The 23,744-nt window shown below is 65.6% G+C and carries 22 protein-coding genes; 12 read left to right on the forward strand and 10 right to left on the reverse strand.

What is annotated here, in order from left to right; genetic code table 11:
• Positions 1 to 10: 10 nt before the first annotated feature.
• Positions 11 to 1,759, reverse strand: a complete 1,749-nt coding sequence (locus IY716_RS06165; protein WP_218220680.1) for a glycerol-3-phosphate dehydrogenase/oxidase — start codon at positions 1,757 to 1,759, stop codon at positions 11 to 13.
• 228 nt (positions 1,760 to 1,987) lie between these two features.
• Between IY716_RS06165 and IY716_RS06170 the strand changes: the two genes are divergently transcribed.
• Positions 1,988 to 2,905, forward strand: a complete 918-nt coding sequence (locus tag IY716_RS06170) for a sugar-binding transcriptional regulator (protein WP_255316645.1) — start codon at positions 1,988 to 1,990, stop codon at positions 2,903 to 2,905.
• A gap of 36 nt (positions 2,906 to 2,941) precedes the next feature.
• Here IY716_RS06170 and IY716_RS06175 read toward each other — a convergent pair whose 3' ends face one another.
• The 3 genes from IY716_RS06175 to IY716_RS06185 are packed head-to-tail and all read right to left on the reverse strand — an operon-like array spanning position 2,942 to position 5,904.
• Positions 2,942 to 3,823: a 3-hydroxyacyl-CoA dehydrogenase family protein gene (locus tag IY716_RS06175; RefSeq protein ID WP_218220682.1), complete on the reverse strand. Its 882-nt coding sequence runs from the start codon at positions 3,821 to 3,823 to the stop codon at positions 2,942 to 2,944.
• Entirely contained in the window at positions 3,820 to 4,695 is an 876-nt protein-coding gene (locus tag IY716_RS06180; RefSeq protein WP_218220683.1) for an enoyl-CoA hydratase/isomerase family protein, read from the reverse strand. Before IY716_RS06180 ends, IY716_RS06175 begins: the two co-directional genes overlap by 4 nt.
• 3 nt (positions 4,696 to 4,698) lie before the next feature.
• Positions 4,699 to 5,904: an acetyl-CoA C-acyltransferase gene (locus tag IY716_RS06185; protein ID WP_369699606.1), complete on the reverse strand. Its 1,206-nt coding sequence runs from the start codon at positions 5,902 to 5,904 to the stop codon at positions 4,699 to 4,701.
• A 112-nt stretch (positions 5,905 to 6,016) separates the two neighbouring features.
• On the opposite strand from IY716_RS06185, the gene IY716_RS06190 reads away from it, so the two are divergent.
• Entirely contained in the window at positions 6,017 to 6,655 is a 639-nt protein-coding gene (locus IY716_RS06190) for an HD domain-containing protein (protein ID WP_218220684.1), read from the forward strand.
• A 63-nt stretch (positions 6,656 to 6,718) separates the two neighbouring features.
• Here IY716_RS06190 and IY716_RS06195 read toward each other — a convergent pair whose 3' ends face one another.
• The 4 genes from IY716_RS06195 to IY716_RS06210 all read right to left on the reverse strand — a co-directional run bounded on the left by IY716_RS06195 (position 6,719) and on the right by IY716_RS06210 (position 11,124).
• Positions 6,719 to 7,510 (reverse strand): ABC transporter ATP-binding protein, encoded by a 792-nt coding sequence (locus IY716_RS06195; protein ID WP_218220685.1) that lies wholly within the window; start codon positions 7,508 to 7,510, stop codon positions 6,719 to 6,721.
• Between the two features lies 1 nt (position 7,511).
• Entirely contained in the window at positions 7,512 to 8,462 is a 951-nt protein-coding gene (locus IY716_RS06200; RefSeq protein WP_218220686.1) for an ABC transporter permease, read from the reverse strand.
• 178 nt (positions 8,463 to 8,640) lie between these two features.
• Positions 8,641 to 9,699: an ABC transporter substrate-binding protein gene (locus IY716_RS06205; protein WP_218220687.1), complete on the reverse strand. Its 1,059-nt coding sequence runs from the start codon at positions 9,697 to 9,699 to the stop codon at positions 8,641 to 8,643.
• Between the two features lie 42 nt (positions 9,700 to 9,741).
• Positions 9,742 to 11,124: an MFS transporter gene (locus IY716_RS06210; protein ID WP_218220688.1), complete on the reverse strand. Its 1,383-nt coding sequence runs from the start codon at positions 11,122 to 11,124 to the stop codon at positions 9,742 to 9,744.
• Positions 11,125 to 11,353: 229 nt separating this feature from the next.
• On the opposite strand from IY716_RS06210, the gene IY716_RS06215 reads away from it, so the two are divergent.
• The 10 genes from IY716_RS06215 (at position 11,354) to IY716_RS06260 (ending at position 22,441) form a co-directional block, all read left to right on the forward strand.
• Positions 11,354 to 12,364: an acyltransferase gene (locus IY716_RS06215; protein WP_218220689.1), complete on the forward strand. Its 1,011-nt coding sequence runs from the start codon at positions 11,354 to 11,356 to the stop codon at positions 12,362 to 12,364.
• A gap of 83 nt (positions 12,365 to 12,447) precedes the next feature.
• On the forward strand, positions 12,448 to 15,249 hold the full coding sequence (locus IY716_RS06220; protein ID WP_218220690.1) for a DNA polymerase III subunit gamma and tau: 2,802 nt from the start codon (positions 12,448 to 12,450) through the stop codon (positions 15,247 to 15,249).
• A 47-nt stretch (positions 15,250 to 15,296) separates the two neighbouring features.
• On the forward strand, positions 15,297 to 15,893 hold the full coding sequence (recR, locus tag IY716_RS06225; protein ID WP_218220691.1) for a recombination mediator RecR: 597 nt from the start codon (positions 15,297 to 15,299) through the stop codon (positions 15,891 to 15,893).
• Positions 15,894 to 16,251: 358 nt separating this feature from the next.
• On the forward strand, positions 16,252 to 17,133 hold the full coding sequence (locus IY716_RS06230) for a transporter substrate-binding domain-containing protein (protein ID WP_255316446.1): 882 nt from the start codon (positions 16,252 to 16,254) through the stop codon (positions 17,131 to 17,133).
• Between the two features lie 98 nt (positions 17,134 to 17,231).
• A complete protein-coding gene (locus IY716_RS06235) occupies positions 17,232 to 18,026 on the forward strand; it encodes an amino acid ABC transporter permease (protein ID WP_218220693.1) in 795 nt (264 codons plus the stop codon).
• Positions 18,027 to 18,043: 17 nt separating this feature from the next.
• On the forward strand, positions 18,044 to 18,724 hold the full coding sequence (gene ehuD / locus IY716_RS06240) for an ectoine/hydroxyectoine ABC transporter permease subunit EhuD (RefSeq protein WP_255316447.1): 681 nt from the start codon (positions 18,044 to 18,046) through the stop codon (positions 18,722 to 18,724).
• Positions 18,708 to 19,502: an ectoine/hydroxyectoine ABC transporter ATP-binding protein EhuA gene (ehuA, locus tag IY716_RS06245; RefSeq protein ID WP_218220695.1), complete on the forward strand. Its 795-nt coding sequence runs from the start codon at positions 18,708 to 18,710 to the stop codon at positions 19,500 to 19,502. Before ehuD ends, ehuA begins: the two co-directional genes overlap by 17 nt.
• A gap of 60 nt (positions 19,503 to 19,562) precedes the next feature.
• Entirely contained in the window at positions 19,563 to 20,846 is a 1,284-nt protein-coding gene (locus tag IY716_RS06250; RefSeq protein WP_218220696.1) for an aspartate kinase, read from the forward strand.
• A gap of 8 nt (positions 20,847 to 20,854) precedes the next feature.
• Positions 20,855 to 21,424, forward strand: coding sequence for a GNAT family N-acetyltransferase (locus IY716_RS06255; protein WP_218220697.1), 570 nt, complete (start codon positions 20,855 to 20,857; stop codon positions 21,422 to 21,424).
• Between the two features lie 108 nt (positions 21,425 to 21,532).
• Positions 21,533 to 22,441 (forward strand): 3-methyladenine DNA glycosylase, encoded by a 909-nt coding sequence (locus tag IY716_RS06260; protein ID WP_255316448.1) that lies wholly within the window; start codon positions 21,533 to 21,535, stop codon positions 22,439 to 22,441.
• A gap of 18 nt (positions 22,442 to 22,459) precedes the next feature.
• Here the strand turns inward: IY716_RS06260 and IY716_RS06265 are convergent, their stop codons facing one another.
• Positions 22,460 to 23,116 (reverse strand): NADPH-dependent F420 reductase, encoded by a 657-nt coding sequence (locus IY716_RS06265; protein WP_218220698.1) that lies wholly within the window; start codon positions 23,114 to 23,116, stop codon positions 22,460 to 22,462.
• Positions 23,117 to 23,251: 135 nt separating this feature from the next.
• A complete protein-coding gene (locus IY716_RS06270; protein ID WP_369699607.1) occupies positions 23,252 to 23,743 on the reverse strand; it encodes a YchJ family protein in 492 nt (163 codons plus the stop codon).
• Between the last annotated feature and the right edge of the window lies 1 nt (position 23,744).

Genomic DNA, 23,744 nt, shown 5'->3' on the forward strand with positions numbered 1-23,744 from the left:
GCCTCCGGAGTTACGCCACCAGATCCTTGACGTCGACGTTGTGCCACTCGCGCAACACTCGTTCGGCGCGTTCGATCTCAGCGGTGACAGTCCCTGCGTCCCACCCCTTCAACGGGGCAAGGGCGTCTCCCAGTTCGCGGAGCAGCTCGCCGGTGACGAGTCCACGGAAGGCCAGGGAGGTGCGGCGGATGAGCACATCCACCAGATGGCCCACCTGCTCGTGCTCCACCATGTAGGCGAGCTCGCGCTCACTCAGCTCGGGAGTCGAGTCGAAGGTCCGGTCGGTTCCGGCACGCAGGTAGTCGATGACCTCGCTCGCACGCGCCCCATAGCGGATCAGCAGGCCCTCGACCCGCTCGCCGGAGAGTCCGTCCCCGGCATGGGACATCACCCAGGCCTTCTCCGCGGAGGCGGTCTTCGGGAAGCCCTTTCCGCCGCCGATGGGCAGACCCGCGGTGGAGACAGCGCGACGCCGACCCAGCACCTCGAGCACGTCGTTGGTCATGTGCTCAGACAGCGCACGGAAGGTGGTCCACTTGCCGCCCACCAGGCTCAGCGTGGTCACGTCGCGACCGGCGACCCGGTCCCGGCGCTGCTCGATGCGGTAGTCGCGGGAGACGAAGCCTGGCTGGGTCTCATCGTGCTTCGGAAGCGGGCGGACGCCGGAGAAGCTGTAGACCACGTGGTCCGGTTCCACGGTGATATCCGGGAACACCTGCCCGATCAGGTCGATGAAGTAGTCGACCTCTTCCGGCGTGCACACGGGCTGTTCATCGACATCGACGTCGATGTCGGTGGTGCCGACCAACACCCGATCCTCGATGGGGTAGATGAGCACGATGCGCCCGTCCGTGTTCTCAAAGAACATCTCGCGGCCTGCACAGGCTGCCAGCAGGGCGGGGTGGTCAAGCACGATGTGCGAGCCCTTGGTGCCGCCCATATACGAGCTGGGCTCGCCGAGGGAGTCATTGGTCCCGTCGACCCAGGCGCCGGTCGCGTTGACGACGACGTCGGCGGTGAATGGAAACTCTTCGCCGGTGAGCTCGTCGCGCAGCGTCACGGCCTCGCCGCTGCGTCCCACCGCACTGACATAGTTCGTGGCGCGCACGTCCGGGTTGGCATTCAGGCCGTCACGCAGCACATCCAGCGTCATCCGCTCAGGATTGTGCACCGAGGCGTCGAAGTAGGTCGCCGTGTAGCGCACATCGTCACGGAGATCGGGAAGCTGCGCCAGTGAGGCACGGCGACCGGCGAAGCGATGGCGGGGCACGGAGCCACCGTCCCGGGAGAACCAGTCATACATGGTCAGCCCAGCCTTGATCAGGAAGGCGCCACGCTCGCGCGGCTGGCCCTGCTGACGGTGGGTGAGGAACCGCATCGGCGCAGCGAGGATGCCCGAGAAGGTGCTGTAGATCGGGATCGTCGTCTGAAGCGGCTTCACATAGTGCGGCGCGGTCTTCAGCAGGGCATTGCGCTCCACGACAGACTCGCGGACAAGCCTGAACTCGCCGTTCTCCAGGTACCTGATGCCACCGTGGATCATGTGCGAGGAGGCGCCGGAGGCACCCTGGCAGTAATCGCCGCGTTCTACCAGCGCGACGTCGACTCCCTGCAGCGCCAGGTCGCGGAAGGTGCCCACGCCGTTGATTCCCCCGCCGATGACCAGCACGGAGGCGCGAGGGTTCTCCCGCAGCGCTCGCACTTCACTCCGCTCGGCGGGTGCCGGGGTCTTGCCAGTGTTCACAGTTGTGTCGGCCATCACAGTCTCCTCAGGGTGTCGCGTGCTGCATCGGTGTCCGCAGTGCGTATGGGTTCACTCTTGAAAGAATGCAACGATTAGTCAATGCTGATGCACAGACGTGCAGAAATGAGGAGCGTCGTGGAAGAAGATTCCGTCACCGAGCCCGACCGTGGCGATCGCGCTGCACGTTATTCCAACGCAGAAGGATCGCGGTCCCGAGGCAGCGATGCTCTGCGCGCGGCACAGATGTACTACCTGCAGGACCTCACCATGAACGCGATCGCTCGAGAGCTGCGCACCTCCCGCTCCACGGTCTCCCGCCTGCTCTCCACCGCCCGAGAGACGGGATTGGTGGAGATCCAGGTCAACAATCCGCAGCACCGGGCGCCCTCGCTGGAGCACGAGATCCAGCGACGGTTCGGGGTGGAGGCCCACGTCGTGCCCGTCTCGGAGCTGGTCAGAGATTCCGAGGTGCTGGAACGCGTCGCCATCCAGGCTGCGCGGACCATCGGCCCACTGGTCGAGTCAGATGCAGTCATCGGCGTCGCCTGGGGCTCCACACTCAGCGCCGTGAGTCAGCACCTGGCCCGGAAGCTCACGCATGACACCACCGTCGTGCAGCTCAACGGTGCCGGGAACACGCAGACCACCGGCATCGCCTATGCCAGCGAGATCCTGCAGCGCTTCGGACACGCCTACGGCGCACGCGTGGAACAGTTCCCCGTCCCCGCCTTCTTCGATCACGCCGAGACCAAGACCGCAATGTGGGCTGAGCGCAGCGTGCGCAGAATCCTGGAGCTCCAGGAGCGCATGACCATGGCGATATTCGGGGTCGGGTCGACCAACTCAGGGATCCCGAGCCACGTGTACTCGGGCGGGTACCTCGACGACGCAGACCTTCTCGCTCTCCACCAGGAACGCGTCGTCGGCGATGTGGCCACCATGTTCTTTCGGGCAGACGGCAGCCACCGTGACCTGCTGATCAACCAACGGGGCACGGGCCCTGAGCTCGAGCTGCTGCGACGCGTGCCCAGGCGCATATGCGTCGTCTCGGGCGAGGCCAAGCTCAGCGGTCTGCGGGGCGCCCTGGCGGCCGGTCTGCCCACGGACCTCATTCTGGATGAGGCGACCGCGCGCTGGCTCGTTCAAGATCAGTCGACCTGAACGATTCCTCAGCGGAGGCCGCGTTGAGCGTCTCGGTCAGCTCTCGGGGTAGTCGTAGAAGCCCTTGCCGGACTTCTGCCCCAGCTCCCCGCGGGCGACCATGTCGCGCATGAGCTGGGGTGGAGCGAAACGCTCTCCCAGCTGGGATTCGAGGTACTCGGCGATGCCCAGCCGCACGTCCAGTCCCACGATGTCGGTCAGCGCCAGGGGCCCGATCGGGAACTTGTAGCCCAGCACCATCGCGTTGTCGATGTCAGCAGGCGCAGCCACACCCTCTTCCACCATGCGGATGGCCTCGAGTCCGATGGCCACCCCCAGCCGCGAGGAGGCGAAGCCGGGCGCGTCCTTGACCACTACCGGGGTCTTGCCCAGGGCTTCGACCCAGCGTGGGCTCAGTTCGGCGAGCTCCTCGCCGGTGCGCTCGGCCAGCACCACCTCCACCAGCTTCGAGGCGGGCACCGGGTTGAAGAAGTGCAGTCCGCAGAAGCGCTCGGGTCGATCGAGATGCCCTGCCAGGTCGGTGATCGACAGCGAGGAGGTGTTGGTGGCCAGCCACGCCTCTGGCGCGAGCTGCGCCTCGGCTCGGCGCAGCGACTCCACCTTCAGGGTCATATCCTCCGGCACCGCCTCGATGACCAGGCCACAACGGCTGAACGCGGTCACATTCACAGTGGTGGTGAGCCGGTTCGTCCAGGTGGAGAGCTCGCCCTTGATCTTTCCGCGCCTCAGCGATGCCTCGAGATCCTTGGTGATCCGCGCCGCGGCGGTCTGTGCGGCCGCTTCGGACACGTCGACGACGATGACCTCCTCGGCTCCGGCCACCAGGAAGGCGTGGCCGATCCCGGCCCCCATGCGACCGCCGCCGAGGACACCGACGGTGGCGGGGAAAGGCTGATTCGAAGCGGAAGGGGTGCTCATGGGGTCTCTCCTGAGGTGCGTTCTGATGCTTGGTGGTCCAGCTCCGAGGTCTTCTCGGAGGCTTGGTCTGGGGCTCGTCCAGCAGTCTTGGCCTCGCGTCGGTCCAGGAATGCCTGCATCCGTTCGAACTTCGCCTCGGACTCGAAGAGGATGGCCTGCGCCAGGTTGTCCACCTGCGGGTGGGCCTCGCGCGGCATGGAGAACACCTGCTTGCTGATGCGCACCGCCAGCGGGTCCTGCTTGGCGATCCGATCCGCGAGCGCGTGGGCTGCATCGAGCAGCTCGGTGGCCGGATGCACGGCATTGAGCAGGCCGTTCTCCAGCGCCTCCTGCGCATCCAGGATGCGTCCCGCCAGCAGGATCTCCTTGGCGATGCCCTCACCTGCCAGTTCGCGCAGCCGCCAGAGCGCTCCCGCGGCAGGAATGATCCCCAGCCCGGTCTCGGGCTGACCGATCTTCACCTCCGGAGTGCCCAGCCGGAAGTCAGCGGCCCAGGCGAGTTCGGCGCCACCACCGAGGGCGAATCCGTCCAGGGCGGCGATCACCGGCATGGGCAGCTTGGCGAGGCGGTCGAAGGCGGTGGAATTGACTCCGCGAAGGGCATCAGCGCGCCGTCGCTCGCGGAGCTGACCGATATCAGCACCCGAGGCGAAGATGCCTTTGCCCCCGGATTCGGTGCCGGAGAGGATCAGCAGCTTGGGGTGATGCTCGAGATGCGCGCAGACGGCGTGCAGCTCGGTGATCATGGTGGCGTCGATGGCGTTGCGCACCTCGGGACGGTCCAGCTGGGCGTGGATCCGATCCGACGTCTCGGTGATCCGCAGCGTGCTGAACCCGCTTGCGTCCAGGGTCGGGGTCTCGTCCGAACTCACCGGCTACACCCTTTCCAGCAGCAGGGCTGAGCCCTGGCCGACACCGACGCACATCGTCGCCAGGCCGCGGGTCACGCCCTCGTCCTCCATGCGGCGGGCAAGGGTCAGCACGATCCGGCATCCGGAGGAGCCCAACGGATGTCCCAACGCGATCGCGCCGCCGTCGGCGTTGACGATGGAAGGGTCAAGTCCGAGCCTGCGCATGCTGGCCAGGGACTGGGTGGCGAAGGCCTCGTTGAGCTCGACGGCGCCGAGATCCTCGATCCCCCAGCCGACGCGCTCCAGCACCTTGGCGGTGGCCGGGACCGGGCCCATCCCCATGATCTCCGGGGCGACTCCCGCGCTTGCAGCGCCTACCACGCGTGCTCGAGGGGTCAGTCCGTATTTCTGCACCGCAGCCTCAGAGGCGACGATCACCGCCGAGGCGCCGTCGTTGAGCGAGGACGCATTGCCTGCGGTGACCACGCTGCCGCCCGCGACCACCGGGCGCAGTCCCGCGAGGGACTCAGCAGTGGTGCCGGGCCGTGGGCCCTCATCGGTGTCGACCACGGTGACGGCGCCTTTGCGGCCTGGCACCTCGACCGGGGTGATCTCCCGCGCCAGCCGGCCTGCCTGCATGGCGGCCACGGCCCTGCGCTGTGATTCCGCGGCGAAGGCATCGGCGTCCTCGCGGGTGATCCCCTCGACCCGGGCCACCTCTTCGGCGGTCTCGGGCATGGAAAAGGTCCGCTTGTCGATCTCCAGGAACTTCGGGTTGGTGAACCGCCAGCCGATGGAGGTGTCGACGACCTCCCCGGGCTTGGCGAAGCCGGTGGTGGGCTTGGCCATCACCCAGGGCGCGCGGGACATCGACTCCACTCCGCCGGCGACGACGATGTCGGCGGCCCCTGCCGCGATCATGTGCTGGGCCTGGGCGATCGCACTCATGCCCGAGGCGCAGAGTCGATTGACCGTGATGCCCGGGACGGAGTCGGGGAAACCCGCGAGCAGCCAGGCCATGCGGGCGACGTTGCGGTTCTCCTCCCCGGCGCCGTTGGCGTTCCCGAGGATGACTTCGTCGACGTCGGCCGGATCGATGCCGGACTCCTCCACCACCTGGCGCACCACGAGGGCCGCGAGGTCATCGGGTCGGACCGAAGAGAGAACACCGCCGTAGCGGCCTACCGGGGTGCGGGTGCCGGAGACAAGATATGCAGGGCTGATCGCCACGTCATGCGCCTTTCGCAGGAATAACTGACCGATCGTTCACCTAACACTCTTCCATGAGCACCGTGTGGGGTCAATCACAGCGAGGGTTCACCCGTGGTCCACACTGGAGGGTATGAGCGAAAACATTGCAGGCATCCCGATTCCCGACAGCACAATGGCCCGTGAGGCCACCTCTCTGGTCCGCGAAGCCGCCCCGGCGCTGGTCTTCCACCACTCTCGGCGCGTCTACCTCTTCGGCTCGCTGCGGGCAGAGCAGCTCGGCATCAGCGTCGACCCCGAGCTGCTCTACATAGGCGCCATGTTCCATGACCTGGGACTGACCGAGGCCTACCGCCGGACCGACCAGCGATTCGAGATCGATGGCGCCGACGAGGCCCGGCGGTTCCTGCTGAGCCACGGGATCGCGGCTGAGCAGGCGCAGAAGGTATGGACCGGCATTGCGCTGCACACCACCCCGGAGATCCCGTTGCACATGGATCCGGAGATCGCCCTGGTCACCCGCGGGGTGGAGCTGGACGTGCTCGGAGTGGACTATGACGCCCTCACCGATCAACAGCGCGCCGCCGTCGTCGACGCCCACCCGCGGCCGGACTTCAAGGAGCAGATCCTCGAAGCGTTCACCGAGGGGCTGAAGGACCGACCGGAGACGACCTTCGGCAACGTGAAGGCCGATGTGCTGGCCCACTTCCTGCCTGGCTTCGAACGCGGCGACTTCGTCGAGGTGATCCGCAGCTCGCCCTGGCCGGAATAGACGCGCCCCAGGCCCCTAGAGCCCCAGACCCGCGGGTTCAGTGCTCGCCGGCCGCGCCGGAATTCACTGCAGTAGCGTCTTATCGTCGACCACGGCGCCCTTGAGCTTGCCGAACTCGGCGAGCAGATCCTGGGAGGTCATCTGCGCCTTCTTCTCGGCGCCGACGTCGAGGATGATGCGACCTTCGTGCATCATGATCAGCCGGTTGCCCACCTCGAGCGCCTGGACCATGTTGTGCGTAACCATCAGCGTGGTCAGGCCCTTGTCCTGGACCACGCTGCGGGTCAGTCGGGTGACGAGCTCGGCCCGCTGCGGATCCAGCGCCGCGGTGTGCTCATCGAGCAGCAGGACGCGGGGGTCAGAATAGGTGGCCATGAGCAGGCTCAGCGCCTGGCGCTGGCCGCCGGAGAGCAGGCCCACCTTGGTCTTGAGCCGGCCTTCCAGACCCAGCTCCAGCTGCTTGAGCGCCTCCGCGAAGCGTTCCCGCTTTGCTTTGGTGACGCCGCGGGACAGCCCGCGAGGACGTCCCCGACGGTCAGCCAGTGAGAGGTTCTCCTCGATGCTGAGGTTCGGCGCGGTGCCCGCCATCGGGTCCTGGAAGACCCTGCCGACCTTCGCTGCCCGCTGGTGCTCCTTGAGCTTGCTGACATCGACACCGTCGAGGGACACCACCCCTTCGTCCTGATGGATGCGTCCCGCCACCGTGTTGAGCAGGGTGGACTTGCCGGCGCCGTTGGAGCCGATGACGGTGACGAAATCGCCCTCCTTGAGCTCCAGGTCCACGTCCACCAGCGCGCGGCGCTCGTTGACGGTGTGCGGGAAGAACGTCTTGGAGACTGAATCGACTTTCAACATGTCAGACTCCTTTCTCTGCCGATGTCGTGGAAAGGGGCGCGTCCTCGGTGGTGGCAGGCTCAGCGGCGGCCGCCAGCGGGGAGCGACTCTTGCGCCGCAGGCTGAGCTTCGAGAAGCCCTTCCACTGCGGCAGCAGCAGCGCGGCGACCACGAGGACTGCGGACATGAGCTTCATGTCGTTCGGGTTGAGCCCGATGTTCAGCGCGAACTGGATCGCGAGCCGATAGACGACCGCGCCGAGGATCACGGCAAGGGTGGCCTGGATGACGGTGCGGCTGCCGAAGATGGCCTGCCCCACGATCACCGAGGCCAGGCCGACGAGGATGAGCCCGATGCCCATCCCGATGTCGGCGAAGCCCTGATGCTGGGCGACCACGGCGCCGGCGATGCCGACCAGTCCGTTGGAGAGCATCAGGCCGATGATCTTCTGCCGGTCGGTGCTGACGGCGAAGGAGCTGATCATCTGTTCATTGTCGCCCGTGGCGCGCAGTGCCAGACCGTTGTCGGTCTGCAGATACCAGTCCATCACCAGTTTGAAGAGCAGCGCCACGACGGCGAGCACGGCCACGGATGTCCAGCCCACGCCGGTGAAGCCGCGCATCATGGAGATCACCGTGTCCTGGCCCAGCAGCGGCACGTTGGCCCCGTCCATGATGCGCAGGTTGATCGAGTACAGCCCGATCATCGTCAGGATGCCGGCGAGCAGTCCGTTGATGTTTCCCTTGGTGTGCAGCAGGCCCGTGATCAGACCCGCCACGCTTCCGACCACGAAGGCCACGGCGGTGGCCAGGAACGGGTCCACCTCATGGGTGATCAGGATGGCGGCGGTGGCAGCACCTGAGGTGAAGGAGCCATCGACGGTCAAGTCGGGGAAGTTCAGAATTCTGAAGGTCAGGTACACGCCCAGGGCCATGATCGCGTAGATCAGCCCGAGCTCGAATGCAGTGATCATGTGTCCTCAATCGTCGTCGCCACCGGGTCATCGGCAGTCGGCGGGTCCACGTCCACCCAGGCCGCGGGCGCCGGTCCAGCCTGGTGAGGCTGTTCCGGCGCCCGGCCAGATGGTCAATTGTTGGTCATATCCGCAGGTGAGCCGACCCTTGGAGGTCGCGTCTCACCTGCGGCTGGAGTCACTCCTCCTCGTCGGCGGCCTCGTCACCGGCTGCCGGGTCCTCGGCGTCGACATCTTCACCGACGACCACATCGGCCCGGTCGATGAGCTCCTGGTCCAGCTCCACGCCCATAGCCTCGGCGGCCTCGGGGTTGACGGTCAGCTCGAGCTCCTCCAGGGTCTCAACCGCCATGCTGGCGGGGTCCTCTCCGTCCTCCAGGATCCGGATGGCCATCTCGCCGGCCTGACGGCCGAGGTCGCCGTAGTTCAGTCCGTAGGTGGCCACAGAACCGCGGATGACCGAGTCGCCCTCGGAGGCGATCACCGGGATGGAGTTCTGCTGGCCATACTGCAGCACGGACTCCAGCGCCGAGACGACGGCATTGTCGGTGGGAACCCAGATCGCGTCCACATCGAGGGACTCCACTCCCTGCTGCACCTCGGAGGAGTTCGAGATCGTGGCTTCCTGAATCTCCAGCCCGAGCTCGTCCGCTGCCTCCTGCGCGAGCTCCACCTGGACCTCGGAGTTCGCCTCACCGGAGGAATAGACGATGCCCACGGTCTCGGCCTCGGGAGCGATCTCCTGGAGCAGCTCGAACTGCTCCATGACCGGGTTCAGGTCCGAAGCACCGGTGATGTTGGCCCCGGGCTCCTCCCAGGACTCCACCAGACCGGCCTCCACCGGATCGGTGACCGAGGAGAAGACGATCGGCTTGTCGGTGATGGCCTGAGCCGCTGCCTGCGAGGTCGGCGTCGCGATCGCATGAATCAGGTCCATATCGGAGGAGGCGAAGGTGCCTGCGATGTTGCTCGCCGTGGCCTGCTCGCCCTGGGCGTTCTGTTCGTCCCACTCCACCTCGAGTCCGGCGTCCTCGAAGGCTGCCTTGAAGCCGTCACGGGCCTCATCCAGCGAGGGGTGGGAGACGATCTGGGTGATGCCGATCGAATAGCTGCCGCCTTCTTCGCCGGCCCCGCCTTCAGTGTCTTCCCCCTCACCGGCGCCGCCGCAGGCGGTCAGCGTCAGTGCGGTCGCGGCGACGGCTGCGGAGAGCCTCAGGGTATAGGTGCTGTTTCTCATCAATGGTCCTCTTCTGTGGTGCGTCGAGATGGTGCGAGTGATTCAGCTGGTGGGAGTGGTCGAGCGCGCTCCGGGGGTCACGGAGAACTCCTCGCGCTCGCTGTCGTCATTGAGGTTAATGCCCTGGAACTTCTTCGGGATCACCGAGACGGCCAGGAAGGAGATGATCGCGAGCACGGAGATGTAGACACCGATCAGCCAGGACTGGCCGGTGGTGTCCAGGATCGTCTGCGCGATGGTCGCCGCGAAGGCGCCGCCGATGATCGAGCCCAGGGCATAGCCGATGGAGACTCCGGAGAAACGGATGGAGACGGGGAACATCTCGGCGTAGAGCGCGGACTGGGGACCATAGGAGGGGCCGAGACCCATGGTCAGGATGAAGATCGCCAGGGCGAACAGCGGCAGCGAGGCGGTGTCGAGCAGGAACCACATGGGGACCGCCCAGACGATGATGATGCCGTAGCCGATCTGGAAGGTCTTGACTCGACCGATGCGGTCCGAGATCCAGCCCCCGTAGAGCGTGAAGATCAGCCAGCCCACGCCGCCGATCAGCGAGGCGATGAGCGTGTCATTGCGCTCCATGCCCAGGCTGTTCACGCCGTAGGCGGCGAAGAAGGCGATGACCAGGTAGCCGGCCGCGTTGTTGGCGGCGAAGATCAGCGCGGCAAGGAAGGTGAACTTCTTGTGCGTGGTGAGCAGTTCCTTGAGCGGAGCTGAAGATTCCTTCTTGCGCTCCTTCATCTCCAGGAAGACCGGGGACTCATCGACCTTCATGCGGATGAAGAAGCCGACGAGGATCAGCACGAAGGAGAAGAGGAACGGAATGCGCCAGCCCCAGGAGATGAACTGCTCTTCGGTGGTCACCGCGTTGAGCGCGAACATGAAACCGGTGGCCAGCAGCATGCCGATGGGAACGCCGATCTGCGGGTAGGCGCCGAAGAGGCCACGCTTATGCCGCGGTGCATGTTCGACGGCGAGCAGGGCAGCGCCGCCCCATTCTCCGCCGGCGGAGAGGCCCTGCAGCACGCGCAGGAGGATCAGCAGGATCGGGGCGGCAACACCCCAGGTCGCGTGGGTGGGCAGCACGCCGATGAGCACAGTGGCTCCGCCCATGCCCATCAGCGTCATGACCAGGACTGCCTTGCGCCCGTACCGGTCACCCATCCAACCGGCGAGGATCGCGCCCAGTGGGCGGAAGAGGAACGAGATGCCGACCGAGGCCCAGGCCACGATCTGCGCCAGCGCCGCGTTGTCCTCACCGAGGGGCTCGAAGTACAGCATGGCCAGCACGAAGCCAGCCGCCTGTGCGTAGATGAAGAAGTCGTACCATTCGATGGTGGTGCCGACGAGGGTGCCTGCGAGGACCTTCTTCTCCTCGCGGGTCAGCGCATGCCCCTCGCTGCTGAGGTAGGTGGACTGGGTCATATCTGCTCCAAGTGCTGGACACGTCACGTGGACGTACGAGTGATTCATAGGTGTCGTCTGTGATCCAGGTCACGGACATGAGCGCTAATGTATCAGATTAAATGACCGAACGGTTGGTCAGTCTCGTGACCTGCAGAAATCTGGTCAGCTACAGTGACTTCAGTTGATTCGCGCCAGCTGCCTCGCGATTCCTCCTTCCTGATCGCCAGAGAGAGTCAGTTCCAGGACCATGCCACACCCATCTGCTGAGTCGACGCAGCGCATGCAGTGGATGGACCTCCTGCGCGGAGTGGCGGTGCTGCTCGTCGTGGTGCTCCACGGCTCGGACATTCCGCGGGCAAACGGCATCGAGGTCGCGCAGTGGGCTGAGCTGAACCTGTACCTGGAACCGTTCCGCATGCCGCTGCTGATGTTCCTCTCCGGCACTCTTCTGCCACGGTCGCTGCGAAAGCCCACCGCGGGATACCTCTGGGGCAAGTTCGGCGCGGTCGTCTGGCCACTGATGGTCTGGCTCGTGGGCTTCGGCGTGCTGATCTACAGGAACGGCCCCGGAGATCCTGGCTACTGGCAGAACGGGGACTACCTCTGGTTCCTCATGGCGCTGACCCTCTGCTACCTGGTCGGTTTGATCTTCAAACCGCTGCTCGGCAGGCCCCTGTTGTTCACCGCTGTCGCGGCTTCGCTGTTCGTGGTCATGATCTTCACCCGCCATTCGATCGAGGTCGACCAGGCGCTTCTCAATCGCACGCTGTACTACGGCGCGTTCTTCTTCCTCGGTGCCGCCAGTGCTCGGCTGCTCGCGCGGTGGACCCGCGCACCCTGGCTGCTCGCGGCAGTCCTCGCGGTGATCGTGGCATGGTTGGCGCACCACGGGCTGGAGAGCCCAGAGTTTCGTGCAGGCACGATCTATTCGGCTCCCACCGCAGTGCTCGGCATCGCCCTGATCCTCTGGGTGGCACCACGGATCCCCGCAGGTCTGCTCAACCGCTTCATGCAGTGGGCGGGACGGAACTCGATCGTCGTCTACGTCAGCCACTTTCCGATCATCATCCTCCTCCACCGCTGGATCGATCAGCTCGGGGTGGATGCTCCGGTCCACGTGGCTGTCTGCACCGTGGGCGGGCTGGCACTGACCCTTGGGGTCGTCTGGCTGCGCCCTTGGACGCGCTGGCTCTACACCGTGCCCGGGAACCGCAGGGTGGCGCAGCGCCTCGCGGCAGATGCCGCTCCACGGGGCTGATCGAACCCTCCCCGAAGCCCGGTGAGTCCCGGCGGACCCCTGCTGCATGCGCATGTCCGAGGGAGCAGATAAGGTTTCTGACTGTGAGCACCGCCCTGTACCGCCGCTATCGCCCCGACACCTTCGCCGAGGTGATCGGGCAGGAGCATGTCACCGCTCCCCTGATGACAGCTCTGGGCAAGGACGCGGTCTCCCACGCCTACCTCTTCTCAGGCCCCCGTGGCTGCGGCAAGACCACCTCGGCGCGGATCCTCGCTCGCTGCCTGAACTGTGCGCAGGGGCCCACGGGGACTCCCTGCGGGACATGCGACTCCTGCGTGGACCTCGCCACCGGCGGATCCGGCTCCCTGGATGTCATCGAGATCGACGCCGCCAGCCACGGCGGCGTCGATGATGCCCGTGATCTCCGAGAGCGCGCCACCTTCGCCCCGGTTCGGGACCGCTACAAGATCTTCATCATCGATGAGGCCCACATGGTCACGGCGGCGGGATTCAATGCGCTGCTCAAGATCGTCGAAGAGCCGCCGGAGCACATCAAGTTCATCTTTGCGACCACGGAGCCGGACAAGGTCATCGGCACGATCCGCTCCCGCACGCACCACTACCCCTTCCGACTGGTGCCGCCCGAGCCGCTCATGGACTACCTGCACAGGCTCTGCGAACAGGAGTCGGTGAGCGTGGCCCCTGGCGTCCTGCCGCTGGTGATCCGTGCCGGCGGCGGTTCGGTCCGCGACACGCTATCGGTGCTGGATCAGCTGATCGCCGGCTCCACCGAAAACGGGCTCGACTACGACCGAGCGACGGCGCTGCTCGGCTTCACCCACGCCACGCTGCTCGATGATGTGGTGGACTCCGTGGCGAGCCTCGACGGGGCCACCGCCTTCGCGGTGGTCGACCGGGTCGTCCAGTCTGGGCAGGACCCCCGGCGCTTCGTCGAGGACCTCCTGGAGCGGCTGCGCGATCTGATCATCGTGAAGTCCGTGCCGGAGAACCCGGGGGCGATTCTGCGCGGGGTCCCCGAGGACCAGATCCGCGTGATGCAGACCCAGGCCGGGAAGCTGGGCTCTGCCGAGCTGTCCCGGGGGGCGGACATCACCGCCCAGGCGCTGACCGATATGGTCGGCGCGACCTCTCCCAAGCTGCACCTCGAGCTGCTCATGGCGAGGCTGCTGCTGCCCCATGCCGAACAGGGTCATGCGTCGGTCGCTGCACGGCTGGAACGCGTGGAGCGGCGGCTGGACTTCTCTGCCGGCGCCGGCGTGACCCCCGAGTCCGAGCACCAGGCGCCCACCCGTTCAGGTGCCCCATCCCGCGCGCAGCCCAGCCAGCCGGCTCGTCCCGTGGACGGATCCGCGCCTCAGCCCAGTTTCACACCCGCCCCCCAGTCGGAGTCGAGCCCGGACCCCAGTCCCCATCCTGATCGAGAACCGCAGTCTGATCGCGAACCCCAGCCTGCAGCTCAGGCCGATGGCGAACAGCAGTGGGAGCCAGCCGCACCGGTCGTGGAGACTGCCGCCGCCGCACAGCCAGATCCCGCTGCGCAGCAGCCTGCCGCCGCTGCGCGACCAGAAGCAGCGCCGGAGGAACCGTCTGCCTCGCAGCCCGCGCGGAACAATGAATCCTCTGCTGCTGCGCCGGCGGCCTCGAGGGCCGGCGAATCCGCCCCTGCGGCAACGGTGACACCACGGCCCGCCGCACAGCCCGACTCCTCCTCGGGGGTCTCGCCGGCTGAGATGATGCGTCGCGCCTGGCCCGACATTGTGGACTCCCTGAAATCGCAGTCACGGATGCTCTGGATGCTGGTCAAGGGCAACGTGGAAGTAGGCGATTTCGATGGCCAGACCCTGACATTGAACTTCGCCAATGAAGGCGCGAAATCTACGTTCGCGAATCGACACGGCGAACAGGCCCTGAACTCCGCGGTCCAGGACGTGCTGGGGATGCAGGTGCGGTTGACGCTCAACAGCGGTGGATCCTCTTCCCCAGGCGGTGGTGGCGGCCCAAAAGCTGACCGCCGGCTGAGCCCGGCGGACTCAGGGGATGTGCCGCCCGCAGGCGAGGGCCTCGCACCTGCTGATGAACCTGCCGACGGGTCGCCTGCGTGGGTTCAGGAAGAGCCTCCTGAGCCCTATGACCCCGGGTTCTACGAGGCCCCGCCGGAACCCCCAGTTGAAGCACCGTCGCCGCGGCCCGCCGAACCTGAGCAGCTCGAACCTGAGCAGCTCGAACCTGAGCAGCTCGAACCTGAGCAGCTCGAGCATGACAGAGATGAACCCGACCGGGACCCCAACCCGGCCGCTGCCTCGGCCCCCGCCCCTGGTCCGACCTCGACGCCGGCGGCCACCTCGACCTCGGACCTCTCCCCGAGTGAGCCCGAGTCATATAAGCCCCTGAAGACGAAGCCGCCGGTCCCTGCGTTCGCCCGCCGAGCCTCGGCGGGGCCGCGGTCAGGCAGCAGCCCCTCCAGCGCGGCGACTGAATCGGACAGCGCAACCTCTGCACCGGCGACTGCCCCTCCCGGCGGTGGTGCCCCCAGCCGGGCTACCGAGATTCGACGCCGGCTCGCGCAGCGCCGCGGGGAAGCTGCTCCCGCACCGGCGGAACCGCCGGCTGAGCACGATCACCCGGCACCCCCGCCTGATCCTGCCTGGGATTCTGGGCCGCCCAGTGACTATGACCAGACGGCGCCGCCATCGTGGACCCAGCCTGCTGGCCAGCCTGGAACGAACAACCAGCCTGGGCCGAAACCCCCCAAGGGGCCCGAGCCCGAGGACATCGCCAGCGAGGATGATGTCGCCCTGGAACACTCCGGGGTCTTCGGCCGCAAGGCCTTCGAGAAGCACCTCGGAGCCACGCTTCTCGAGGAACGCTGGCTCAACGAGTAACCCCGATAGACTGAATCACCACCCCACCTGGAAGGCTCGTCCCCACCGTGTATGAAGGCGCAGTCCAAGATTTGATCGATGAGCTCGGACGCCTGCCCGGCATCGGACCGAAGTCGGCCCAGCGTGTGGCCTTCCACATCCTCGAGGCAGATGGCGAGGACATGAAGCGGCTGGCTGATGCGATCACCACTGTGAAGGAGAAGGTGAAGTTCTGCTCCATCTGCTTCAACGTCTCCGAGGAGGACACCTGCCGGATCTGTCAGGACTCGCGGCGCGACGCCAGTCTGATCTGCGTGGTGGAGGAGTCCAAGGACGTCATGGCCATTGAGCGCACCCGCTCCTTCCGCGGCCGATACCACGTGCTCGGCGGCTCCATCAATCCGATCGCCGGCATCGGTCCTGATCAGCTCCATATCCGCGAACTTCTGGGTCGGCTATCCGATGACGCGATCCAAGAGGTGATCATCGCGACGGACCCGAACCTCGAGGGCGAGGCCACCGCCACCTACCTGTTCAGGATGCTCGGCTCCATTGGGATACCCGTCACCCGGCTCGCCTCCGGCCTGCCCGTGGGAGGCGATCTGGAGTACGCCGACGACGTCACTCTGGGCCGGGCCTTCGAGGGCCGCCGCGCGATGTCCTGACCATCCTCCTGCAGTCGGCAGGACAACGCGCCGCCCAGATAGTTATGCAAGCGTAATCAGGCAATACTCAGGTTTCTAGGAATCGTATTTCGTCAGGTTTACCTATGGAGCGCTTGCCTAGGCACGTCAGGCAACCACGCGCGTGCTCCGATCAACCCTGAGATTTCCTGACCCCATTTCTGACTCGGCGTTTCGACTCTCTGTGTTCCCTCAACCGATCAATTCAGTTTCCAAATCTCTTTGATCGGTCTAGCGTGGAAAGTCAGGTGGCATGCCGCCGTCACGGCGCATGGTGTCACCGACTCGCACCAGACGAACCCAGAGGATGAGGTAAGCACCGATGAGGAACAAGACTTCTATGGCAGTCCGCGCTGGCGCCGTAAGCGCCGCCGCACTGCTCGCCCTGACCGCCTGCGGCGGAGATGACGCCGAGAGCGACGAGGCGGCAGCAGACTCCGGTGAGGAGACGATCACCGTCGCCATCGCGGGCGAAGAACCATACTCCTACCTGAACGACGACGGGGAGCCTGAGGGTGCCACCATCGCCCTCGCCGAGGAGATCTTCGGCGAGATGGGCTACGCCGTTGAGGCTGAGCTGACCGACTGGGACAGCCTGATACCTGGCCTGAACGCGGACCGCTACGAAGCTGTCTCCGCGGGCATGTCAATTCTCCCCGAACGCTGCGAGCAAGCCTCGTTCGCCGAGCCGGAGATCATGTACACCACCGCGCTGCTGGTGGAAGAGGGCAACCCCCTCGGCGTGGAGAACCTCAACGACGTCGCCGAGGCCATGGAATCCGGCGAAGACATCACCCTGGCCACACTGTCCTCCGGCATCGAGGCCGGTTACGTAGAGGAATTGGGCATCGAGGCTGAGGGTGTGGGCTCAGCGGACGACGGCGTCGACATGGTCACCGGCGGTCGCGCGGACGTGTTCGCGCTGACCGCGATCTCATTGAGCGAGATGGCGGGCGACATGGACGGCTATGAGGTCACCGAGGGCTTCGTCCATGACATGGACGGTGTCATGCAGTACGGCGCAGGCTCGACCGTGTTCCCGGAAGGTTCCGACATGCTCGAGGAGTACAACGAGCACCTGGCAGAGCTCAAGGAAAGCGGCGAGCTGCTGGAGATCATCAGTGAGTACGGCTTCACCGAGGCCGAGATCCCGCCAGCTGATCTGACTGCGGAGGCGCTCTGCGCAGGCGACCTGGAGTCGCTCCAGGACATCGAAGACTGAGCTGAGAACTTCAGACACTTCACGGTGGTCGGCCCTGAAAAGGTGCCGGCCACCGCTTCGGTGACATCACCTCCAGCAGAGAGGAAACACCTCCTACCGTGGACTGGCTAGATCAACAGCAGCAGTACTTCGAGACGCTGCAGAATTTCGGGCCCAGACTCTGGGACGGGTTCGTGCTCACCGTGCAGCTCACCCTGGTCGGCGCCGCACTCGCCTTCGTCATTGCCGTGATCCTGGGCCTGATGGCAGGCAGCCCGAATCTCTGGCTCAGAGGCCCGGCGCGGGTCATCATCGAGTTCTTCCGTGGCACCTCGCTGCTCGTGCAGCTGTTCTGGGTATATTACGTCCTGCCCCTCTTCGGACTGACCTTAGAGAGTTCCTTCACCGTGGGCGTGATCGCCCTGGGCGTGAATTACGGGGCATACGGCGCAGAGGCGGTCCGCGCCTCGCTGACCTCCGTCTCTTCCGGCCAGTGGGAGGCCACCGTCGCACTCTCCATGTCCTGGCCGCATAAGATCCGACGGATCATCTTCCCGCAGGCCTGGGCGCTGATGATCCCTTCGCTGGCGAACCTACTCGTGCACCTGTTGAAGGGATCGGCTGTCGTCTACATCGTCGGACTCAATGATTTCAATTTCGAGCTCGACCAGCTGCGCCGCGTCACCGACGCGTGGTTCGCCTACGCCTTCATCGGGCTCATTGCGTACTTCCTGTTCGCGCTGGTCCTCACGCAGGGGATGAGGCTTCTGGAGATCCGCGCCAAGCACCGGCTCGGACAGGGACCCACCATCCGGGAGATCCTTTCACCAGCACCCAAGATGCCTATCGCCTCAGCGCACCCCGGCTCTACTCCGAGCCTATTCGGCGGAAAGACTCCAGGGGGGCAGGGATGATCACATTGACTCCACTCTTGACCGCACAGCCCGCGGGGGACAGCTCCGGACCCATCTGGAACTGGGAATTCGCCGTCGAGATCTTCCCGGAGATCTTGACCGCCTTCATCCAAGTCACCCTTCTGGTGACCGTCGTGGGCACTATCATCGCGGCTATTCTCGGACTCGTCATCGCAATCTTGATCCGCGTTCTGCCCACACCACTGGCCTTGATCGTGCGCTGGGCGGCCAACTTCATCCGGATGACGCCGATCGTGGTCCAGCTGCTGGTGCTCTACTACGGCTTCACCTGGATGGACCCCCTGTTGATCGGGTTCATCGTCTTCGGCATCCATTACGCCACGTATATGTCTGAGGTCTATCGGGCCGGCATCGAGTCCGTGCCCAAGGGGCAGTGGGAGGCCACCAAGGCACTCTCAATGAGCGCCGGGCGGACCTGGCGCCGGGTCGTCATCCCACAGGCGCTGCGCTCCACCATCCCCTCGCTGGGAAACTACGCGATCTCGATGTTCAAGGACACGCCGTTCCTCTTCGTGATCTCGGTGGCGGAGATGGTCCGCGTGGCTCAGACGATCGGTGCGCAGACCTTCCGCTACACCGAAGCCATCACCATCGCTGGCCTGATCTTCCTCGCCGCCAGCTACCCCACCGCACTGCTGATCAACCGTCTGGAGAAGCGTCTTGCCTACGCCAACTGATCCCGAAACTCCCGTCATCGAGTTCGTCGATGTCGAGAAGCGCTTCGGCGACAACATCGTCCTCAAGGACCTGAACTTCTCGGTCCGCCGTGGCGAGCGGGTCACGCTCATCGGACCCTCCGGCTCGGGCAAGACCACGATCCTGCGTCTGGTGATGACGCTGGAGGAGCTCACCGGCGGCTATATCTTCGTCGACGGCGAGCCGCTGACCCACCGTGAAAAGGATGGGAAGCGCGTCCCCGTCTCCGCCAAGGAGCAGAAGCAGCTGCGCACCCGGATCGGCATGGTCTTCCAGCAGTTCAATCTGTTCCCGAACATGACGGTGCTGGAGAACATCATCGAGGCGCCCATCCACGTACTGGGTCAGTCAAAGTCCGAAGCCACCGCGAAGGCGCATTCACTGCTGGAGCAGGTGGGACTGCCGGACAAGGCCAACGAGCATCCGATGAGCCTCTCCGGTGGTCAGCAGCAGCGTGTGGCCATCGCCCGCGCCCTGGCCATGGACCCCGAGATCCTGCTGCTCGATGAGGTGACCTCCGCGCTGGATCCCGAGGTGGTCGGAGATGTGCTGAACATCCTGCGCACAGTCGCGGACACCACCAATGTGACCATGCTGATCGTGACCCACGAGATGAGCTTCGCCCGCGACGTCTCCCACAAGGTGATGATGTTCGACGGCGGCCGCGTGGTCGAGGAAGGTGCCCCGGAGAAGATCTTCTCCGACCCCACCCACGAGCGCACCAAGCAGTTCCTCAGCGCCGTGCTGCGAGACGCCTGACCAGATTTAGAATTGACCTAAGTTCCTTCCCATCCCTTTCCAGGAGTGAGACAACCTGTCATGAGCCTGATCGTTCAGAAATACGGCGGATCATCCGTCGCCGATGCCGAAAGCATCAAACGTGTGGCGAAGCGGGTCGTCGAGACCAAGCACGCCGGCCACCAGGTCGTCGTCGTGGTCTCGGCCATGGGTGACACCACCGATGACCTGCTCGACCTCGCCGGACGCATCACCTCGGCCCCACCCTCCCGGGAGATGGACATCCTTCTCTCCTCCGGTGAGCGCATGTCCATGGCGCTGCTCGCGATGGCCATCCACGAGCTCGATGAGACCGCCCAGTCCTTCACCGGATCCCAGGCCGGTATGATCACCGATGCCATCCATGGCAAGGCCCGCATCATCGAGGTCAGCCCCAAACGTGTGCAGGAATCCCTTGACGATGGCCACATCGGCATCGTCGCAGGGTTCCAGGGCATGAGCCGGGAATCCCGCGACATCACCACGATGGGCCGCGGCGGTTCGGACACCACCGCCGTCGCCCTGGCGGCCGCGCTGCATGCCGATGTGTGCGAGATCTACACCGACGTCGACGGTGTCTTCACCGCCGATCCGCGCGTGGTCAAGACGGCCCGGAAGATCGACACCATCTCCAGCGAGGACATGCTGGAGATGGCCGCGGCCGGCACCAAAGTCCTGCACCTGCGTTCGGTGGAGTACGCGCGCCGCTTCGGCGTGAAGCTGCATGTGCGCTCCTCCTTCAGCCAGCTCGAAGGCACCTGGGTCATCCCCGACCCCAAAGACACTGTGACCATTCAGGAAGGCGAACCCTTGGAACAGCCCATCATCTCTGGCGTCTCGCATGACGCGTCCGAAGGCAAGCTCACCATCACCGGGGTCCCCGACGTTCCCGGCAAGGCGGCTGAGATCTTCAACCTCATCGCCGAAGGGGCGGTCAACATCGACATGATCGTCCAGGACGTCTCTATGGCGACCAGGACCACGAACATCTCCTTCACGCTTCCCGGCGAAGACGGCGAGCGCGCCCAGGAGATGATCAACGCACATAAGGACACCATCGGCTTCGAGTCCATGGACTTCGTCCCTCAGGTGGGCAAGGTCTCGCTGATCGGTGGCGGCATGCGCAACCATCCCGGTGTCTCGGCGCGGTTCTTCACCGCGCTGCGCGACGCCGGCATCAACATCGGCCTGATCTCCACCTCGGAGATCCGCGTCTCGGTCATCACGGACGTGGAGCTGCTGGACCGCGCCGTTCAGGCCATCCACACCGCGTTCGGCCTGGACTCTGACGAAGAGGCCAAGGTCTACGCCGGGACCGGTCGCTAGGCCCGAGCATGGGCACCGAGGTACTCCCCGCCGTCGGACGCTTCGCCGATTTCCATGAGGTAGTCGGGGTCAAGAAGCCCGGCGGCCGGGGGTGCTGGTGCATGTCCTATCGGGACTCTCGGGTGACGAATGAGGACCGCCCGGAGTTCATGCGCGAGCTCTGCGCTCAGGAGCCCGGCCCCGGGGTGCTCGCCTACGTCGATGACGAACCCGCAGGCTGGTGCTCGATCGCCCCACGCAGCAGCTACCGACGGCTAATGAACTCCCGGACGATCCCCTTCCTCGACGACCGCGATGCCTGGTCCGTGGTGTGCTTCGTGGTCCGCCCGGGGTTCCGCGGACGTGGGCTGATGCATGATCTGCTCGAGGGCGCCGTGGCCCACGCGGCGCATCATGGAGCCGAGGTTGTCGAGGGCTACCCCCTCGAGCTGGAGACAGAGACCTCGCGGGTGGACGTGATCAGCGGCTATGTCGGCGCCACCGAGCTCTTCGCAGTCCACGGGTTCGAGGCCGCCGCGCCCACCACGGCGCACAGCGGACACCGTCCACGCTGGATCATGCGCCGAGAACTCGGCTGAGGCCGAGTGCCCTGAATCGATGACACAGCCCCGCGCAGCACACAGGCGGCAGGTGTACCCTTTACGGGTTCCCTGCCGCCTGCGCACTTGGTACGAGTGATATACCCGATGGTAACCCAGACACCAGCTCCTCTCGAGGAAGCTCACGGGCTGACGGTGATTCCTGAACAGGAGCACCGAGAGAAGGCCGCCGCCCACCAGGCCGCTGTGGACCGTCTCACCGAGGGGTTCCTCGCGCGTCGCCACGCCGGGGTCAAGCACCCCGTCGAGGACTTCCTCTTCACCTATTACTCCCACTCCCCCGGCAAGCTCTCCCGCTGGCATCCCGGAGTCGGGGTCCTGCTCCAGGGCGATCGGCTCGAGCACGCCGAGTGGAAGCACTACCGCACCATCAGCACCGGGGTGACCCTCGACGTCGAGGGGTTCCGCTACGACCGTGCCTCCATGATCGGTTTCGCTCGCCGACTGTTGAGCACGACGGCGGCCACACCCGCGCAGCTGGGATGCTTCGGTCTGCATGAGTGGGCCATGGTGTACAAGTCCGTGGAGCACGGCCAGCGCCACGACCAGGTTCCACTCCGCCTGGGTTCTTCCGGCACCGACGAGGTGGTCGAGGCCGCGAACATCCGCTGCACGCACTTCGACGCCTACCGCTTCTACACGCCCTCGGCGAAGCCGCTCAATGCGCTGGAACCCACCCGGGAGTCGCAGACACGCATGGAGCAACCCGGGTGCCTGCACGCCAATATGGATCTGTATAAGTGGGCCTATAAGCTCGTCCCGGCGGTGAGCAGCGATCTCCTGCTGGAATGCTTCGACCTCGCCGCACGGATCCGAGAGCTGGACATGCGCGCCTCCCCCTATGACCTCAGCGATTGGGGCTACGAGCCGGTCCCGATCGAGACGCCTGCGGGGCGGGCGACCTATGCTCGGGCACAGAAGGGCTTCGCCGAGGAGTCACAGGTGCTGCGCGGGAAGCTCCTCGCGGTGCTGGACCAGCTCGAGGGACCGCTCTGATCCGCGAGCTCGCTGAATTCAGGCGTTGGCGAGCACGCGGCTGCACTCGCTGAGCAGCTCCTGCATGCGGGCGGCGCCGTGGCGACCGTTGAAGATCTCGGTGCCGTTCTCGAAGGCCTTGCCAGCCGCGAGCGGCCCGGCATCGACCGGGTCATAACCCAGCGAGTCGATGAACGTAGAGACCAGGCTCTTGGCCTCGGCGTCATCGGAGGCCACCGCCAGGGCGCGGCGATGCGGATCCCCGGCGGGGTAGGAATCGACCTCGAGGTCGCCATAGCCGATGTGGTTGAGCGTCTTGACCACGCGCGCGGCTCCGAGGAAGTTCGCGATGACCTCACTGGTGCTGGTGCCGGTCTCGAACTCGTCCATGAACCCGTCGACCGGCGCCCAGTAGTTCATCGTGTCGATGACCACTTTGTCGCGCAGCACCGAGGTGTCCACGCTCTGGTACTTGTGCAGCGGCACGGCCAGCACGATGATGTCTGCGCTGCGCAGGTCCTGACGATCAACAGCCGTGGCGCCGGGGACGATGACCTCGGTCAGCAGCCGAATGTCCGCGGCGGGCTTGCCAGTGGCGATGGTGACCGTATGACCCGCGCGCACGGCCTGCCGGGCAACGGCTGTGCCGACCCGCCCTGCGCCGAGGACTCCGATGTTCAATGGCGTCTGCGTCATAGTGTTCCCATCCCTTGACTGGCGGAGCGTCGACCCGGCGGCTCCGCGGCCGCGAATTGCTTCACATGTGCTTCAAAACTGAAAGATTCCGTGGGGCATAACGCGAGGCGCTGGTATTTTGTTCCACCTCCCCGCTCAGGTCACATCCCCATCGATGTAGAGCCATTGCCCTGATTCGCGACGGAATCGGCTGAGCTCATGATGCCGTCCGCGTCCCCGCGCATGGCCCGCGCTGAGATCCTCATAGCTGGCCACGAACTCCACAGTTCCGTGCGTCTCGAAGGGTCCGCCCCCGGACGTACCCAGGATGGCGAGGCGCGTCCAGCGAGCACCCGGCCTTGAGAGGACCGCGAGCGCCGGTCGCGTCTCGGGCGCCCAGCTCCGGTGCAGGTAGCCGCCGAAGAACTGTGGATCCTCACTCATCAGGGCGTTGGCGCTGTACCGCGCCCGCATCAGCGCCTCCGCAGTGGGAGCCGGCGCGCCGGCGTGGAACCGTCGGCAGCACGCGGCATAGGTGTCGCCAGACCCGCAGGGACAACGCTGCGCGGGATCGAGCGCCACTGACATGGAGTGCCGAGCCTCGGCGTGGCCTGCCTGGGGAACCTGTTCAGGGTGGATCTCGGTCATC

Origin of the sequence: Nesterenkonia sp. Act20, from assembly GCF_019173455.1 — a bacterium.
In the GTDB taxonomy this organism is placed as follows: domain Bacteria; phylum Actinomycetota; class Actinomycetes; order Actinomycetales; family Micrococcaceae; genus Nesterenkonia.

Bases quoted from the DNA above. Each gene is read 5' to 3' on its own strand.
- IY716_RS06165 (WP_218220680.1), bottom strand. From the start codon at position 1,759: ATGGCCGACACAACTGTGAACACTGGCAAGACCCCGGCACCCGCCGAG.
- IY716_RS06170 (WP_255316645.1), top strand. From the start codon at position 1,988: ATGTACTACCTGCAGGACCTCACCATGAACGCGATCGCTCGAGAGCTG.
- IY716_RS06175 (WP_218220682.1), bottom strand. From the start codon at position 3,823: ATGAGCACCCCTTCCGCTTCGAATCAGCCTTTCCCCGCCACCGTCGGT.
- IY716_RS06190 (WP_218220684.1), top strand. From the start codon at position 6,017: ATGAGCGAAAACATTGCAGGCATCCCGATTCCCGACAGCACAATGGCC.
- IY716_RS06195 (WP_218220685.1), bottom strand. From the start codon at position 7,510: ATGTTGAAAGTCGATTCAGTCTCCAAGACGTTCTTCCCGCACACCGTC.
- IY716_RS06200 (WP_218220686.1), bottom strand. From the start codon at position 8,462: ATGATCACTGCATTCGAGCTCGGGCTGATCTACGCGATCATGGCCCTG.
- IY716_RS06205 (WP_218220687.1), bottom strand. From the start codon at position 9,699: ATGAGAAACAGCACCTATACCCTGAGGCTCTCCGCAGCCGTCGCCGCG.
- IY716_RS06210 (WP_218220688.1), bottom strand. From the start codon at position 11,124: ATGACCCAGTCCACCTACCTCAGCAGCGAGGGGCATGCGCTGACCCGC.
- IY716_RS06215 (WP_218220689.1), top strand. From the start codon at position 11,354: ATGCCACACCCATCTGCTGAGTCGACGCAGCGCATGCAGTGGATGGAC.
- IY716_RS06230 (WP_255316446.1), top strand. From the start codon at position 16,252: ATGGCAGTCCGCGCTGGCGCCGTAAGCGCCGCCGCACTGCTCGCCCTG.
- IY716_RS06250 (WP_218220696.1), top strand. From the start codon at position 19,563: ATGAGCCTGATCGTTCAGAAATACGGCGGATCATCCGTCGCCGATGCC.
- IY716_RS06255 (WP_218220697.1), top strand. From the start codon at position 20,855: ATGGGCACCGAGGTACTCCCCGCCGTCGGACGCTTCGCCGATTTCCAT.
- IY716_RS06260 (WP_255316448.1), top strand. From the start codon at position 21,533: ATGGTAACCCAGACACCAGCTCCTCTCGAGGAAGCTCACGGGCTGACG.
- IY716_RS06265 (WP_218220698.1), bottom strand. From the start codon at position 23,116: ATGACGCAGACGCCATTGAACATCGGAGTCCTCGGCGCAGGGCGGGTC.
- IY716_RS06270 (WP_369699607.1), bottom strand. From the start codon at position 23,743: ATGACCGAGATCCACCCTGAACAGGTTCCCCAGGCAGGCCACGCCGAG.